The organism is Chloroflexota bacterium (genome assembly GCA_040902225.1).
GTDB lineage: Bacteria > Chloroflexota > Limnocylindria > QHBO01 > QHBO01 > CF-167.
Genome location: JBBDXT010000007.1, coordinates 21,309 through 36,152, shown reverse-complemented (window position 1 = coordinate 36,152; position 14,844 = coordinate 21,309). Strand labels below are relative to the sequence as shown.

At 69.8% G+C, this 14,844-nt stretch carries 13 protein-coding genes and 1 tRNA gene; 3 read left to right on the top strand and 11 right to left on the bottom strand.

Features of this window, described 5'->3' with window-relative positions; genetic code table 11:
- Positions 1-19: 19 nt before the first annotated feature.
- Positions 20-742 (top strand): HAD-IA family hydrolase, encoded by a 723-nt coding sequence (locus WEB29_08740; GenBank protein ID MEX2137015.1) that lies wholly within the window; start codon positions 20-22, stop codon positions 740-742.
- Here the strand turns inward: WEB29_08740 and WEB29_08735 are convergent.
- The 10 genes from WEB29_08735 to WEB29_08690 all read right to left on the bottom strand — a co-directional run bounded on the left by WEB29_08735 (position 739) and on the right by WEB29_08690 (position 12,789).
- A complete protein-coding gene (locus tag WEB29_08735) occupies positions 739-1,698 on the bottom strand; it encodes a DMT family transporter (protein MEX2137014.1) in 960 nt (319 codons plus the stop codon). The two genes, WEB29_08740 and WEB29_08735, sit on opposite strands and share 4 nt — an antisense overlap.
- Entirely contained in the window at positions 1,695-3,710 is a 2,016-nt protein-coding gene (locus WEB29_08730) for an ABC-F family ATP-binding cassette domain-containing protein (protein MEX2137013.1), read from the bottom strand. The genes WEB29_08735 and WEB29_08730 overlap by 4 nt, the downstream gene beginning before the upstream one ends.
- Entirely contained in the window at positions 3,707-4,645 is a 939-nt protein-coding gene (gene thrB / locus WEB29_08725; GenBank protein MEX2137012.1) for a homoserine kinase, read from the bottom strand. Before thrB ends, WEB29_08730 begins: the two co-directional genes overlap by 4 nt.
- Before the next feature lie 28 nt (positions 4,646-4,673).
- Positions 4,674-5,243: a DNA-3-methyladenine glycosylase I gene (locus WEB29_08720; GenBank protein ID MEX2137011.1), complete on the bottom strand. Its 570-nt coding sequence runs from the start codon at positions 5,241-5,243 to the stop codon at positions 4,674-4,676.
- 30 nt (positions 5,244-5,273) lie between these two features.
- On the bottom strand, positions 5,274-6,332 hold the full coding sequence (thrC, locus tag WEB29_08715; GenBank protein MEX2137010.1) for a threonine synthase: 1,059 nt from the start codon (positions 6,330-6,332) through the stop codon (positions 5,274-5,276).
- Between the two features lie 199 nt (positions 6,333-6,531).
- Positions 6,532-10,086: a multifunctional oxoglutarate decarboxylase/oxoglutarate dehydrogenase thiamine pyrophosphate-binding subunit/dihydrolipoyllysine-residue succinyltransferase subunit gene (locus WEB29_08710; protein MEX2137009.1), complete on the bottom strand. Its 3,555-nt coding sequence runs from the start codon at positions 10,084-10,086 to the stop codon at positions 6,532-6,534.
- Between the two features lie 28 nt (positions 10,087-10,114).
- Complete coding sequence (locus WEB29_08705; GenBank protein ID MEX2137008.1) at positions 10,115-10,693, bottom strand: GNAT family N-acetyltransferase; 579 nt, start codon at positions 10,691-10,693, stop codon at positions 10,115-10,117.
- Positions 10,694-10,701: 8 nt separating this feature from the next.
- Entirely contained in the window at positions 10,702-11,385 is a 684-nt protein-coding gene (locus WEB29_08700) for a hypothetical protein (GenBank protein MEX2137007.1), read from the bottom strand.
- Positions 11,386-11,394: 9 nt separating this feature from the next.
- Positions 11,395-12,375, bottom strand: a complete 981-nt coding sequence (locus WEB29_08695; GenBank protein ID MEX2137006.1) for a pyridoxal-phosphate dependent enzyme — start codon at positions 12,373-12,375, stop codon at positions 11,395-11,397.
- 27 nt (positions 12,376-12,402) lie between these two features.
- Positions 12,403-12,789 carry a hypothetical protein gene (locus WEB29_08690; GenBank protein ID MEX2137005.1) on the bottom strand — a complete coding sequence of 129 codons (387 nt, stop codon included), beginning with the start codon at positions 12,787-12,789 and terminating at the stop codon, positions 12,403-12,405.
- Positions 12,790-12,947: 158 nt separating this feature from the next.
- Here WEB29_08690 and WEB29_08685 point away from each other — a divergent pair.
- Both WEB29_08685 and WEB29_08680 read left to right on the top strand, forming a co-directional pair.
- Positions 12,948-13,022 (top strand) — tRNA-Gln (locus tag WEB29_08685).
- 89 nt (positions 13,023-13,111) lie between these two features.
- Positions 13,112-14,131, top strand: coding sequence for a tyrosine-type recombinase/integrase (locus tag WEB29_08680; GenBank protein MEX2137004.1), 1,020 nt, complete (start codon positions 13,112-13,114; stop codon positions 14,129-14,131).
- A gap of 91 nt (positions 14,132-14,222) precedes the next feature.
- Here the strand turns inward: WEB29_08680 and WEB29_08675 are convergent, their stop codons facing one another.
- Positions 14,223-14,525, bottom strand: a complete 303-nt coding sequence (locus tag WEB29_08675; protein ID MEX2137003.1) for a hypothetical protein — start codon at positions 14,523-14,525, stop codon at positions 14,223-14,225.
- Positions 14,526-14,844 lie beyond the last annotated feature (319 nt).

Below are 14,844 nucleotides of genomic sequence, written 5' to 3'. Positions count from 1 at the left end.
GGCTACCGTAGGCGGCCGAATGCGCTACCGACTCATCTGCCTCGATGCCGGCTTCACGCTGCTCGCGCCGCGGAACACGCTGGGCGACGCGTTGCGCGGCCTTCTTGCCGAGCACGGCCGCCACATCACCGACGAGCAGGTGCAGCAGGCATGGAAGGTCGCGGACCGCTGGTTCTGGGACAGCTATCACCGGTCGGGGAACGACACCTGGGGCGACGACGCGAAGATCGACGCGGCCTGGCGCCAATACCACTCGCTCATGCTGCGCGAGCTGGGGGTCGAGGATCCCGACCACCAGCTGATCGATACGATCCTTGCGGCGCAGTACGCTCCCGAGTCCTGGGAGCTGTACCCCGACGTGCTGCCGGCCGTTCGCGAGCTGCGGGAGCTGGGCATGGGGCTCGGCATCGTCTCCGACTGGGGCTCGAATCTGCTGCCGATCGTCGACGGGCTGGGACTGGGGAAAGAGCTTGACTTCGTGATCGCGTCGGGCGCAGTCGGCCTCTCCAAGCCCGATCCTTCCCTCTTCCGCCTCGCCGCCGCGCGCGCCGGCGTCACTCCCCGAGAGGCGCTGATGGTCGGGGACTCGTATCGGGCCGATATCGAGGGTGCCGAAGCCGCCGGGATGGACGGGATCCTCATCCGCCGGCCGGAGTGGAGCGACCGGCGCGAGGCCGTTCCACCGGAGGCCAGGGTGATCGCTTCGCTGGCCGAGCTGCCGGAAGTCGTTCGCTCGAGCTAGGCGGGAGGGTCGGCGACCGCCTCGTGCTCCGCGATCTCGCCGCTCGGACGCAGTTGCAGCACGATCCCGGCGGCGATGATCAGTGCCCCGCCGGCGACCTGCGGAGGAGTCGGCAGCGCGCCGAACAGGAACGCCGCCAGGGCGATCCCGACCACCGGCTCGAGGGTCGCAAGGATGGTCGCGCGCGGCGCGCCCAGCATCCGAATGCCAGCGATGAAGCAGACCGTCGCCAGCCCCGCCCCCACCAGCCCCGCGACGAGGACCGGCCAGAGCGCTGCCACGCTGGCGAGCGGCTGGCCCATCTCCGGTAGCCGGCCGATCACCGCAAACGCGACCAGGTAGAGGAGGGTGGCGCCTCCCATGGTGAATGTCGCGGCCTGTGTCCCGGGGACCGCGCGAAAGCCGTGGTGCGCGGCAAGCGCGTAGAACATCTGGGCCAGCGCGCCGATCGCCGCCAGGCCGATCCCCAGCGCGTCGAGTGATCCAAGGTCGCCGGCCCCGGCCACGACCAGTACCACGCCCGCCATCGAGATGCCGAGCGCCGCCCACCGCAGCCGGTCGAGCCGCTCCCCGAACCAGATCACGCTGGCCAGGGCCACCAGGGCGGGGTAGATGTAGAAGATCAGCAATGCGAGCGCAATCCCGATGCGCACGAAGGCGACGAACATGGCCAGGTTGAGGGCCGCATTGGTCGGGGCCGACAGCGCCAGGACGAGCCGATCGCGTCGCGGGAGCTCGCGCCACGGTCGCCACAGCCGAGTCCCGGCCGCGGCTCGCACGACGACGAAGAGCAGCACGACGAGGGCGCCCACCCCTGCACGCCACGTCACCAGGGTCAGGCTCGAAACCCCGGCCTGATTCGCGTACTGGGCCATGGGACCGAGCACCCCGAACCCTGAGGCGGCGACCACGATCAGGAGCGCGCCGATGACATCGGACGAGGGCCGCGAGATCATCGGGCGCTGGGGGCGAGGCTTTCCTCCGCCTCGGCGGCCTCGAGCTCGGCGCTCAACCGCGCCCATTCCGTGCCGAGCTGGTCGGCTAAGTCTCTGGCCGCATTGTGACCGTCGATCAGCTCACGGAAGGCGTGATGATCTGCATAGATGGCGGGATCGGCCAGGCGCTCGCTCATCTCGGCCAGGGCCGCATCGGTCTCGCGGACTTCCTTTTCGACCCGCTCCAGGGCATCGCGCAGGTCACGGGTCCGGCGATAGCGGCGATTGCGCGCCTCCGCCTCGACTCGCTTGCGCGCGGCGGCATCGACCGCCGACTCGCGCGGACGCGCTGGAACGGCCTCGATCCCACGGGGAGTGGCGATCCCCTCCACCGCTCCGCGCGTCTCGATGTCCAGCCCGCGCTTGGCCGCGTAGTACTCGAAGTCGCCGGGGTAGAGGGTTGCCTCGCCGGCGTTGACCTCGACGATCGCGTTCGCCACCGAGCGAATCAGGTATCGGTCGTGCGTGATCAACACGATCGTGCCGGGGAAGGCGTTGAGGGCGTCCTCCAGGACGTCACGAGACTGGATGTCCAGGTGGTTGGTCGGCTCGTCGAGACAGAGCAGGTTGGCTGGATCGGCCATCAGCTTGGCCAGTGCCAGGCGGGTCTGCTCGCCACCCGACAGGATCTCCACCTTCTTCTCGATCGCTGCCCCGGTGAAGAGGAACGCGCCGAGAAGACGGCGCATCTCGGCGGTGCTCATCCGCGCGGCGGCCCCTGCCAACTCCTCGAAGACCGTGTTGGCTGGGTTCAGGGCGTCGATCTGGTGCTGGGCGAAATAGGCGACCCGAACGTTGATGCCGAGCTCGCGCGCGCCGCCCTCGAATGGCAGGACGCCCGCCAGGATCTTGAGGAGCGTGCTCTTTCCGGCTCCGTTTGGACCGATGAGGGCCACCCTCTGCCCGCGCTCCAGGACCAGGTCGAGGCCGTCGTAGACGGTGTGTGCCCCGTAGCGCTTCACGATCCCATCGAGGGTGATGACCACCCGGCCGCTGCGCTGCGGCGCCGGGAAGCGGAACTTGACCGACCTGGTCCGGTTAGTGGGCACCTCGATCCGCTCGATGCGCGCCACCTGCTTGATCCGGCTCTGGACCTGCCTGGCCTTCGCCTTCTTGTAGCGGAAGCGCTCGATGTAGCGCTCGATCCGGGCGATGGTGCGCCCCTGGGACTTGGCCAGCATCTCAAGCTGGGCGATCCGCTCATCGCGCTGCTCGACGAAATCGGCGAAGTCGCCCACGTATTCGGTGAAGAGGCCGTGGTTCAGCTCCGCCACGCGGTTGACGACGGCGTTGATGAAGTCGCGGTCGTGGCTGACCAGCACCACCGCCCCGGCGTATTCGGCCAGGAATCCCTGCAGCCATTCGACCGATGCCAGGTCGAGGTGATTGGTCGGCTCGTCGGCCAGAAGGAGGTCGGGGTTGGCGAGCAGCAGGCGGCCGAGCGCCACGCGCATCATCCAGCCACCGGAGAACTGGCCGATGTCACGGTCCATGTCGGCCTGCGCGAAGCCGAGCCCGCCGAGGATGCGGCGCGCCTCTGCCTCCAGCGACCAGCCGCCCAGCTGCTCGAAGCGATGCTGGAGCCGGCCGTACTCGTCCATCAGCTCGGCCAGCTCGTCCGCGGCGGCCGGATCGCCGCTCGCCTCGGCCATCTCCGCCTCGATGTGCCGCATCCGGCGCTCGATGCCGCTCACCGCGCCGGCGCCTGCCAGCACCTCGGCCACCACCGTGCGTCCCTGCGACTGGGCCACCTCCTGGCGCAGGTAGCCGATCGCCAGGTTCTTGCCGCGCGTGACCGTCCCGGTGTCGGCCTCCTGCTCGCCGGTGATGATCTCGAGCAGGGTCGTCTTGCCGGCGCCGTTCGGACCCACGATCGCGATCCGCCGGCCGGTGCCGATCTGGAGGTTGACGTTGTCGAAGAGGTGCTGGGCGCCGTGGCTCTTGGCGATCCCGGTCAAGGTGACGAGGCTCATCGGACCGCTTCTGGCGTGCTGAGGCGGGCGCCGCCGGTGTCGAAGCGCAGGCGAGTCGCCATGCCCTGTACCTCGGCCGAGTTCCACGCCTTCTCGACCGCGTGGGCGCTGATCGGCGAGTCGCAGATGGCAAGCACGCTGGGCCCCGCGCCGGAGAGCGCCGCCCCTGCCGCGCCGTGGTCATAGGCAGTCCCGATCAGCCCCGCCGTCCCCGGCAGCAATGGCAGCCGGTACGGTTGGTGCAGCCGATCATCCATGGCGGTGCGCAGCAGGCCGGCGTCCGAGGTGACCACGGCGGTTGCCAGCAGCGCGGCGCGCGCAGCGGCCGCCGCGGCCTCGTGATGCGGGACCGTCGCCGGCAGCGCGTCGCGCATCCCCTGGGTGCGGCTCGTGGCCGACGCGATGAACAGGACCGGGATCCATGCCTCCGGGACGCGGAAGCGTCGCAGGAGTGGGGTCGTGCCCACCTCCCCGGCCACCGACAGGGTGATGCCGCCATACAGGGCCGCCGCGACATTGTCCGCGTGACCCTCCAGCGTTGCAGCCAGGGTGAACAGTTCGTCCGCATCGGGGGCGTGGCGCCCGGCAGCCGCTCCGAGCAGGAGCCCGGCCACGATTGCGGCGGCGCTGCTCCCGAGGCCGCGCGCGGCCGGGATCATGCTGCTCGCCTCGATCCGCCAGGCGCCGGCCCCGTGCTCTGATCCATGTGCCAGGCGCAGGCCCTCACGGAATGCGCGGATCAGGAGGTTCTGCGCCGGATCGTCGTCCGGGCCGGGGGCGCCCTCGCCATGGGCGTTCAGCAGGATGCCGGCCTCGTCGCCGGCGTACAGCTCGGCGCGCAGCTTCAGGCTGAGCGCGGCGGCGAAACAGTCGAAGCCACTTCCCAGGTTGGCGCTGCTGGCCGGCACCTCGATCGTGGCCATGGGCGTGGGCATGCGGCCCGAGTATACGGACGGCCGGGCGCTAGACCTCGCCGTGACGGAAGCAGCTGACCAGGTGGTCGTTGACCAGGCCGGCGGACTGCATGAAGGCGTACACGCTGGTCGGCCCCACGAAGGAGAAGCCGCGCTTCTTCAGGTCCCGCGACAGGGCTCGTGAGGCATCCGTCTCGGCGGGGACCGCGCTCATAGAAGTCCATCGGTTCACGACGGGCGTCCCATCCACGAAGGACCACACGTAGCGGTCGAAGGCACCCGGCGCATCGGTCAGGCGCAGGTAGGCTCCTGCATTCCCGATGACGGACCTGATCTTGGCCCGATTTCGCACGATCCCGGGATCGGCCAGGAGGCGAGCCTCGTCTTCGGCCCCGTACGCGGCGATGCGCTCGGGATCCCAGCCATCGAAGGCGCGCCGGTAGCCCTCGCGCTTGCGCAGGATCGTGATCCAGGTCAGGCCGGCCTGCGCTCCCTCCAGGCTGAGCAGCTCGAAGAGGCGCCGATCGTCGTGGATCGAGACGCCCCAGTCGGTGTCGTGGTAGGCGAGGTTGAGAGGATCGCCCGTTCCCCACGGGCAGCGCGGGCGAGCGTCGGCCATGGGTCGAGTCTAGAGCCAATCCCACCTGGGCTAGAGGCGCATTGCCTTACGAATTGACGCCGCGTCGGCTGCGACCAGCGAGAGCGAGCCTTCCTCCCCGGCCACGGCGTCAGGATCCTTCAGCCCGTGCCCGGTCAGGATGCAGACGACCGTCTCCGCGCGGCCGAGCCTTCCCTCATGGGCAAGGCGCGCCACGCCCGCGACCCCCGCCGCCGAGGCCGGCTCGCAAAAGACGCCCTCGCTGCGAGCAATCCGCAGCTGCATGGCGAGGATCTCCTCGTCGCTGACCGTTTCGATCAGTCCCCCGGACTCATCGCGAGCGCCCACCGCTCCCTCCCAGGAGGCTGGATTCCCGATGCGGATGGCCGTGGCGACCGTCTCCGGCGACTCGACCGGCGCCCCGTTCACGATCGGTGCCGCGCCCTCGGCCTGGAAGCCGAGCATGCGCGGCCGGCGGCCGTCAGTCCGGCCGGAGGCGGCGTAGCGTACGAAGCCGGCCCAGTAGGCGGTGATGTTGCCCGCGTTGCCGACCGGCAGGGCCACAGCATCGGGTGCCCGGCCGAGCTCGTCGACGATCTCGAACGCCCCGGTCTGCTGCCCGGCGATGCGATCCGGGTTGACCGAGTTGACAATGGCGACACTCCCCTCGTCGCCGAGCGCCCTGACGGCTGCCAGTGCCTGGTCGAAGTTGCCGTCGACCGTGATGAGTCGGGCTCCGGTGGCGAGGGCCTGCGCCAGCTTGCCGCGGGCCACCTTGCCGGCCGGCAGGACGACGTGGCAGGGGAGCCCGGCAGCGGCCGCGTAGGCTGCCGCCGACGCAGCGGTGTTGCCGGTCGAGGCGCAGACCACGGCCCGCGCGCCCGAAGCCACCGCCCGGTTGACGGCCAGCACCATGCCACGGTCCTTGAACGAGCCGGTCGGGTTGGTCCCCTCGAACTTCAGGTAGAGAGCGTCGAGGCCCAGCTCCGCGCCGAGCCGTGAGGCGTGGACCAGCGGGGTGCCGCCCTCGCCGAGGGTGATCGGGAAGGCTTCGCCTGGCCGAGCGAGGAGGTCCCGGTACCGCTCCAAGAGCGGGAGGTGCGGAGGCATCGGCCGAGTATAGGAAGACTTGCGGGCTCTGCCCCGGGGCGAGGCAACGCGGGCTATTCACAGGACGACTGGAGTGAGGGCCGAAGCGCGGGTGCGTCGCCTCCGCCCGACCGCCGAGTCCCCGAGGGAATGAGGGATCGGAGGACGACTTGAATAGTGTCCTCTGCCCGACGCACCAGCTACGTGGTGAATCGCATCCCTAGCTGGTGAGCGCTTCTCGCACGATGCGCGCCTGCTCGATGTGGTGCGCGGCCGGATAGCCCTCCGCCGGACGTGACCGCTCGGGCCGGCTGATATCGCCGAGCGGAATCCGGAACGGGACGAGGTGCCGGATCTTGGGCAGCACGAACTTGCGGGCGCCCATGTTGCGCGGCTCCTCCTGGACCCAGGCCACTCGTTCGACGCCCGGATAGCGGGCGAGCACGACCTCGAGTTCGTCGGTGGGGAACGGATACAGGCGCTCACAGCGCACGATCGCCAGGTCGGACTGTTCCGCGCGCAGCTCCGAGCCGGCCAGGTCGTAGTAGACCTTGCCGCTGCACAGGATCACGCGACGGACGGCATCGGCTGCCGCCACGGCGGGATCGTCCAGGACCGATGCGAACGCGCCATCCGTCAGGTCGGCCAGACGGGATGCCGCCTGCGGCAGGCGGAGGAGCGACTTCGGAGCCATGACCACCATCGGGCGCATGTCGCCGTGGCGGGCCTGGCGGCGCAGCACATGGAAGTACTGCGCCGGGGTAGTGGGATAGACGACCCGGATGTTGCCCTCGGCACCGAGCGCCAGGAACCGCTCCAGGCGCGCCGATGAGTGCTCAGGCCCCGATCCCTCGTAGCCGTGTGGCAGGAGCAGGGTGAGCCGCGAGGTCTGCCGCCACTTGGCCAGCCCGGCGATGATGAACTGGTCGACGATGATCTCGGCCCCGTTTACGAAGTCGCCGTACTGCGCCTCCCACAGCACCAGCGCCTCGGGCGCCGTGGTCGCGTAGCCGTACTCGAAGCCAAGGCAGGCATATTCGGAGAGCGGGCTGTTGTGCAGCTCGAAGCTGGCCCGTGCGCCGGGCAGGTGGTGGATCGGGACGTGGACGTCGCCGCTCTTTGCATCGTGCAAGGCCAGGTGTCGCTGGCTGAAGGTGCCGCGCACGGTGTCCTGACCGGTCAGGCGGATGGGACTGCCCTCGAGCAGGAGCGAGCCGAAGGCCAGCGCCTCGGCATGTGCCCACTCGATGCGCGGCTCGGGATCGTCGAGCGCCGCCAGCCGGCGGTCGAGCTGCTTGGCAAGCTTCGGGTTGAGGGTGAAGCCGGAGGGGGTGGCCAGCAGCGCCGTGTTGACGGCGCGCAGAACCTTGGCCTTGACGGCAGTGATCGGCACGGGCGACTCCTCCGCGGAGATCGCCTCCTCGCCGCGGTCGAGCTGCGGCTCCGCGTGCTTGCGGACGGCGGCCTGCCTGGTGGCAAGGTCCTTGGCGAAGGCCTTCGCCCAGTCATCGGCCTCCTGCGCGGAGACGACTCCGCCATCGACCAGGCTGGACCGATATTGCTCGCGCACGCTCGCGTGCGCAGCGATGGCGGTGTACATCTTCGGCTGGGTATAAGCGGGCTCGTCCCCCTCGTTGTGGCCGTAGCGCCGGTACCCGACCAGGTCGATCACCACGTCGCCGTGGAACTTCTCGCGATACATCCAGGCGAGCCGCGCGGCCGCGAGGCAGGCCTCCGCATCGTCCGAGTTGACGTGGATGATCGGTGCGTCGAACCCCTTGGCCAGGTCGCTGGAGTAGACGGTTGAGCGAGCCTCGCTGGGCTCGGTGGTGAAGCCAACCTGGTTGTTGGCGATCAGGTGCAGGGTGCCGCCCGTCCGGTAGCCCGCCAGGCGCGCCATGTTGAACGTCTCGGCCACCACCCCCTGAGCGGCAAAGGCCGCGTCGCCATGAATCAGGATCGGGATCGTCCGATCCGGATCGACCGTTGCCACCGCGGCGCTCCGATCCGACTGCTGCGCCCGCGCGTGGCCCTCGACCACCGGATTGACCGCCTCGAGATGACTCGGATTGGGGGACAGGGTGACACGCAACGCCTTGCCATCCGGAGTTGTGAAAGTCCCATGCGCGCCGAGGTGGTACTTCACGTCGTCCAGCCCACCTTTGGGAACGAGGGCGTCGCTCCCACCGCGGCTCGCCTCGAACTCGGCCAGGATGCCCTCGTAGCTGACCCCCACGATGTGCGCCAGCACATTCAGCCGTCCACGGTGCGCCATCCCGATCACCACGTCCTGCGCACCGGAGGCGCCCGCACCCGCGAGCAGCTGGTCGAGCATCGGGACCATGGTGTCGAGGCCCTCGATGCTGAACCGCTTCTGTCCCAGGTAGGCCTTGTGCAGGAAGCGCTCCAGGCCTTCCGCCACTGTCAGCCGTTCGAGCAGGGCACGCTTCTCCTCGGGGCTCATGGGGGCCCGATGCGCGCCGGACTCGATCGCCTGCCGTAGCCAGACGCGCTCGTCGTGGCTGGCGATGTGCTCGACCTCGTAGGCAATGGAGCCGCAGTAGGTCGCCCGCAGGGCGGGCAGCGCCTCGGCCAGCGTCGCCCCCGGCACGTCGATGCGCAGCAGGTCTGTCGGGACGCGTTCCATCGCCTCCGGCGTCAGGCCCAGCGGCTCGGGAGCCAGCGCCGGGTCGCCCACCGGCTCGCTGCCGAGCGGATCGAGCCGGGCCGCGAGATGCCCGAAGGACCGATACGCGCGGACAAGCGCCATTCCGGCCGCCACCGCTCGGAGGTCATCGGTCGAGGCCGCCGTTGCGGCAGCTGGGGGCGGTGGTGTTGCGGCGCTCGGCTCCAGCCCGAGCGACTCGTAGAAGCCATCCGCTCCCTGCAGGAGCGCGTCGATGCGCCCCAGGAAGGCGCCAGACTCGGCGCCCTGGATGACACGATGGTCATAGGTCGAACTGATGGTCATGACCCGCGCCGGACCCACGTCCCGGATGGCGCCGGTCGCCACGATGGCGCCCTGTCCCGGCATCAGCCGCGCGACGGAGGCGGTCGTTCCGAGCGTCCCAGGGTTGGTGAGCGTGATGGTGGCCCCGGCCATGTCATCCGGTGAGAGGCGGTTGGCGCGCGCCTTCTCGACCAGCTCCTCGTATCGAGCCTGGAAGGCGGTGAAGTCCATCGCTTCGGCGGAGCGGATCACCGGCACCACCAGGAAGCGGCCGCCATCGGGCCGTTCGACATCGACCGCCAGCCCCAGGTGCACGCCGCCCGGATCGACGCGATACGCCGCGCCATCGGCCTCCAGGTGGTAGGCGGTCATGCCGGGCTGCTCGGCCGCGGCTCGGGCGATGGCGAAGCCGATCAGGTGCGTGAAGCTGACCCGGCGCGGTGTCAGCTGTGCGACGAGCTCTCGCCGCCGCGCCTCGAGCGTCGCCACCTCAACGTCGCGGAAGCTGCTGGCGGTTGGGACCGCGAGCGATGCGGTCATGTTGCGGCTGAGCCGCGCGGCGGGGCCGCGAAGTGGCGTCGCGCCACCCGGGAGAACCGGGGCGGCCACATCGGTTGCTGGTGAGGAGGCCTCGGCCGGTGGAGGCACAGCCGCCTGGCCATCTGTGGGAGGGGCGATGGCGGGTTCGAAGATGGCCCGCCACTCCGGATCGACCGATGCGGGGTCCGCCTGCCATCGCTCCTGCATCTCCGCGATGTAGCCGGCGTTGACCCCCTCCAGGGCTCGCTCGATGCGCGTGGTCTCGGTCGCCTCTTCGTCTGCCACGGTGCCGCTAAGGATACGTGCCCCCCTGCTACAGGTCCCGCCGCACGACCAGCTGCGCGCCTCGCGGCCGGTCAACCTCCCTGAAGCCCGCGCGCTGGAACATCGCCAGGGTGCCGGTGAACACATTCGCAGGCGGGTGCCGCCCACCAGCCGTGTCGAGGGGGTATGCCTCGAGGACCGCCGCGCCGCGTGCACGCGCGTGGTCGACCGCCGCCTTCAGCAGGCCGTTCGCGACTCCCTTGCCCCGCTCCCTGCGCGGGATCCAGAAGCAGACGACCGACCAGATGCGCTCGTTGGCTGCCTCCTCGGGCTCAGGGCCGATCCGCCGCGAGCGAATGATGCGTCCGTACTGCGGGCGGGGAGCGACGCTGATCCAGCCGACCGGCTGGCCGTCGCGATAGGCGAGCAGGCCGGGCTCGGAGCCGGCCTTCACGATCTCGTGCATCAGCGCGCGGTTGGCAGCGCCGCCCTTCTCTACGCCCTTGCTGGACTCCGCTCCTGTCTGCCGCCACCAGGTGCACCAGCAATGCCCAAAGGCGCCGGAAGGGCCGAAGAAGGCGGCCAGCTCTTCCCAGCGGTCGGCAGTGACCGGGTGGACCTCCAGCACGGCCTGGCTCAGCTCTCGGCCCGGGGTTCCTCGGCGGGGGTGGCGCCGACCGCCTCCGCTGGCGGCTCGCCGTCAGGCGGCGAGCTGGGGACCGGCGCACCGCCCTCCTCGTCCGCGCCGCCCCAAGACGGTGCCGAGCGATCGCGGAAGGTCAGGCCACGCAGCAGGACCAGCACGCCGATCACGATCACGGCCACCGGCAGCACCCAGTTGGGGAGCGGCAGACGGTCCCCGCTGATACCGATGATCCCCTCGAAGAAGACAAGCCCAACGGCGAAGAGGCCCAGCGCACCGAGGATCGTCCGGAAGCCGTCGCGCGCCATCTTGGGGTCGCCGCTGCGGGTCCCGTACAGCAGCATGCCGAGGCCATTGCCGCCGGGGCCTACCAGCGCCCAGGCGTATGCCCAGCTCTCGAACCGATCGGTGGCGTTCTGGTAGAGGAGAACCAGGCCGACCATCGTCACCACGCTGCCGGCGATCGTCAGTCCCGAGCCGCGCCGCTGGGTCAGGCCCAGGGTCGCCAGTGCCAGGCCGGGCGCAACGACATAGAACGGCCAGGCCACCTCGCCGATGTCCATGTTCAGCGCCTGGCCGGCAAAGAAGATCAACCCCAGCACGATCAGGGCCACGCCGAGCACGGCCGCGCCCCGGCTCCCGCCGCGGGACTGCAGTGGCTGAATCGGCTCCGTCACGGCCCGATGCTACCCCTGCGCCAGCACGCGCTGCAGCGTCTCGGCGTCCACGTTGCGGCCGCTGAGCACCACCGCCACGTGGCGACCGGCGAGACCGCCGAGCTGAGCCCGCAGCGCAGCGATGCCGAGCGCGCCGCTCCCCTCCACCACCAGGTGGTGAACCTCGATCGCCCAGCGCATGGCATCGGCGATCTGCTCCTCGTCGACCAGCACCACCTCATCGATGAGCTGGCGGCACATCTTCCAGGTGATGCTGTCGCGCTCGATGTTGCCGGCAACCCCGTCGGCCAGGGTCGGGGCGATCGGCATCGGCTTGGTGGAATTCGACTCCAGGTAGGCGTACATCGGCGGCGAGGCCGACGGCTGGACCCCCACCAGGCGCAGGCCCGGCTTGAGCGCCTTGGCCCACAGGCCGATGCCGGCGATCAACCCGCCGCCCCCGATCGGGACCACCAGGGCGTCGCAGGCCGGCCATTCCTCGAGCACCTCGGCCGCGACCGTGCCCTGCCCGGCGATCACGTCCGCATCGTTGTACGGGGGCACGTACACCGCGATCCGCTCGGTGTCGCGACGTCGCGCCTCCGCCTCGGCGTCGTCGGAGTCGCGGCCGAAGATCTCGACCACGCAGCTGTCGGACTCGAGCGCCCGCAGCCGTTCCAGCTTGGCGGGTGAGACCGACGCGCCGACCAGCACCGTCAACCGCATCCCATGCAGCGCCGCGGCGGTGGCGACGGCAATACCGTGATTGCCGCTGCTGGCCGTCACCAGCTCGGCGTCCGGCTGAGCGGCGGCCACCAGCGCGACCTTGTTATGGGCCCCGCGGGTCTTGAACGATCCGGTTGGCTGGAGCATCTCCAGCTTCAGGCGCAGCTCGGTTGCGCCGCTTTCGGAAGCGAGGGTCGGAGAGTCCTCGAGCGGCGTGTTGAGGGCGATGCCGTGCAGGCGCCCTCGAGCCTCGAGGATGTCGGCCAGGAGCGGATAGCGGGGCATGCCCCGGAGTGTAGAGCCGGGTGGCCCTCAGGCGACGGTGGGCTCGGGCGCGGGGTCGCCGTCCCCGAGTGGCCCGTGCGGGCGATGCAGGAACGTGTTCAGGCGACGGGCGATCCGCATCATCGAGCCGAGCCGATCAGCCACGCGAGCGCGCTCAACCGGAGTCGCCCAGTGGCGCAGGGTGTAGTCGATCTCCGTCTTGTGCCGGGTGGCCGTCGTGTGGAGCTCCTCCACCTTCAGCCACACCTCCTCATCGGGGTGCGACGCGAGGATCTGGCTGCGCAACTCCATGACGTCGAGGTAATACGAGGTTGCCAGACGATCGATGTCACGCTGGGCATCGTGCTGCCATGGCTCCGGCGGCCCACCGAGGCCATAGCGGCGCCATTCGCGGGGTTCAACTGCAGTGCTCATCGGTCTTGACCGGCCTCTAACTGGGGCGGTGCCTGGATGCCAAAACCCTACCGATGGGTTCGATGGACTGCCACCGCCAATCCGGGCTAGTGGTCCCCGGACCTATGGACGCGAGATCGGTCATTCAGGGGTGGTCTGGTAACATCGGCCGGCACTGTTGGGGTGTGGCCAAGCGGTAAGGCGCCTGACTCTGGATCAGGAGATCGAAGGTTCGAATCCTTCCGCCCCAGCCAATCCCACAACATGTGGGATTCGTGCTCTCGACCATACCACGGGTGGTGGTATTTGGCCTCTGTCTCGTCCTCGGCAAGGAGGACGAATCATGGCTAGGGCACCTGACTCCCCTGATTCTTGGGCACCTGACTCTTGGCTACGCGGCGCGTGGGCACCTGATTCTGCAGTCGTCCGGCTGACCGTCGGCCGAGCGATCGAGCTGTTTCTGACCGCCAAGGGCGCGGAGGGCGCCTCGCCCAAGACGATCGAGTGGTATCGGATGGTGCTGGGCCGTGCGCGGCGCGATCTGGGTGCCGATCGGCCGCTCGACATGCTGGCGCCGGCTGAGCTGCGGGACTGGCTGCTCGGCCTGCGTGCGACCTTGTCGCCGGTCTCGGTGGCCGGCTACGTGCGCGGCCTGAAGGCCTTCGGCAACTGGTGCGCCGCCGAGGAGCTGGCTGAGGCGCGCGCGCTGCGGATGCTGCGTCGGCCGCGGGTGCCGCACAAGCTGGTCGAGCCGCTGAGCGACGATGCGCTGCGCCGCCTGCTGGATGGCGCCTCGACCCGCGACCGGGCCATCCTGCTGCTGTTCTTCGACACCGGCCTGCGCCTGTCGGAGCTGGCCGGGCTGCGCAGCGCCGACCTGCATCCCGACGGCAGCGTCAAGGTCGTGGGCAAGGGGGCGCGGGAGCGGATCGTGCCGGTCGGCAGCATCGCCCGGCAGGCGCTGGCGCGCTATCTGCGCCAGGATGATGGCGCACCCGACGGCGTGATCTTCCGCTCGCGCCGTGGCGGCGCGCTGGGCTGGCGCGGCATCCAGCAGGTCTTTCGGCGCCTCAAGCTGCGCGCCGGCATCCCCGGCCGCTGCAGCCCGCACACCCTGCGCCACACCTTCGCGCACGCCTACCTGGTCAACGGCGGTGATGCCTTCAGCCTGCAGCGCATCCTGGGCCACGCCACGCTGGACATGGTCAAGCGCTACGTGGCGCTGGCGGACACCGACGTAGCTGCTCGCCACCGCGCCGCCTCTCCGGCCGATCGCCTCTTGGGAGCGGGGGCAGTGCGTCCTGAAGTTCATACGCCGAGGAGTGCACCCCCGGCTCATCGTTCTCGGCAGGGCCTGAGGTAGGGTCGGCGTCCCAAGAGTCAGGTCACGGCCGCCAGCCAGTCCTGCGTTGTACTGGGTCACCGTGTCGGTAGGGCCGCCGCGCGCAACGCCCCTACCCCAACTCGTCCGGGAGGGTCTGCGCGAGGCCGGCCAGCTGATCAGCAAGTCGGGCGCCTCGGTCGAAGTCGAGGTGCCATCGGTCGCTCGGAAACCCCCAGTAGCGGACGTCGGTGATCTTCCAGTCGGGCGTGGCTTCGACGTCAAGGACGAGATCCACGCAACCACCATCTGGGCTGTCGATCTCACCTCGGCAGAAGATCACCTGACCGCGTTCCCCAACAATACCGCCCTGGCCGGGCGCGAATCCGAGCGGGACCAGGACCGGATCGAGGATCTCCGCAACGAGGATCTCCATAACCGGGTCAGGACCACCGTGTCCCGAAACCAGGCCAGGACCAGCATGTCGCGACCGCGATGGAATGCGAAACCAAGGCATGTCCTTGAATCGTTTCGGCATCCGCATGCGCCCATCCTACTGCGCTCACGTGGATACCCCATTGTGCGGATGTGGGCCGTGAGGACCTCCGCAGAAGCCACCCCGGGACCCTGCTCATGGTGTATTCACGCACACTCGCACAGCCCACTATTGATGTGACAGCGATCCGAGGATCACAATGCGGCCGTGACCCGGGGAAGGTGGGGATTGGTTGCAGCGATTTTGTCCGTTGTGATCG

Bases quoted from the DNA above. Each gene is read 5' to 3' on its own strand.
- WEB29_08735 (MEX2137014.1), bottom strand. From the start codon at position 1,698: ATGATCTCGCGGCCCTCGTCCGATGTCATCGGCGCGCTCCTGATCGTG.
- WEB29_08740 (MEX2137015.1), top strand. From the start codon at position 20: ATGCGCTACCGACTCATCTGCCTCGATGCCGGCTTCACGCTGCTCGCG.
- thrB (MEX2137012.1), bottom strand. From the start codon at position 4,645: ATGCCCACGCCCATGGCCACGATCGAGGTGCCGGCCAGCAGCGCCAAC.
- thrC (MEX2137010.1), bottom strand. From the start codon at position 6,332: ATGCCTCCGCACCTCCCGCTCTTGGAGCGGTACCGGGACCTCCTCGCT.
- WEB29_08680 (MEX2137004.1), top strand. From the start codon at position 13,112: ATGGCTAGGGCACCTGACTCCCCTGATTCTTGGGCACCTGACTCTTGG.
- WEB29_08730 (MEX2137013.1), bottom strand. From the start codon at position 3,710: ATGAGCCTCGTCACCTTGACCGGGATCGCCAAGAGCCACGGCGCCCAG.
- WEB29_08675 (MEX2137003.1), bottom strand. From the start codon at position 14,525: ATGGAGATCCTCGTTGCGGAGATCCTCGATCCGGTCCTGGTCCCGCTC.
- WEB29_08690 (MEX2137005.1), bottom strand. From the start codon at position 12,789: ATGAGCACTGCAGTTGAACCCCGCGAATGGCGCCGCTATGGCCTCGGT.
- WEB29_08720 (MEX2137011.1), bottom strand. From the start codon at position 5,243: ATGGCCGACGCTCGCCCGCGCTGCCCGTGGGGAACGGGCGATCCTCTC.
- WEB29_08695 (MEX2137006.1), bottom strand. From the start codon at position 12,375: ATGCCCCGCTATCCGCTCCTGGCCGACATCCTCGAGGCTCGAGGGCGC.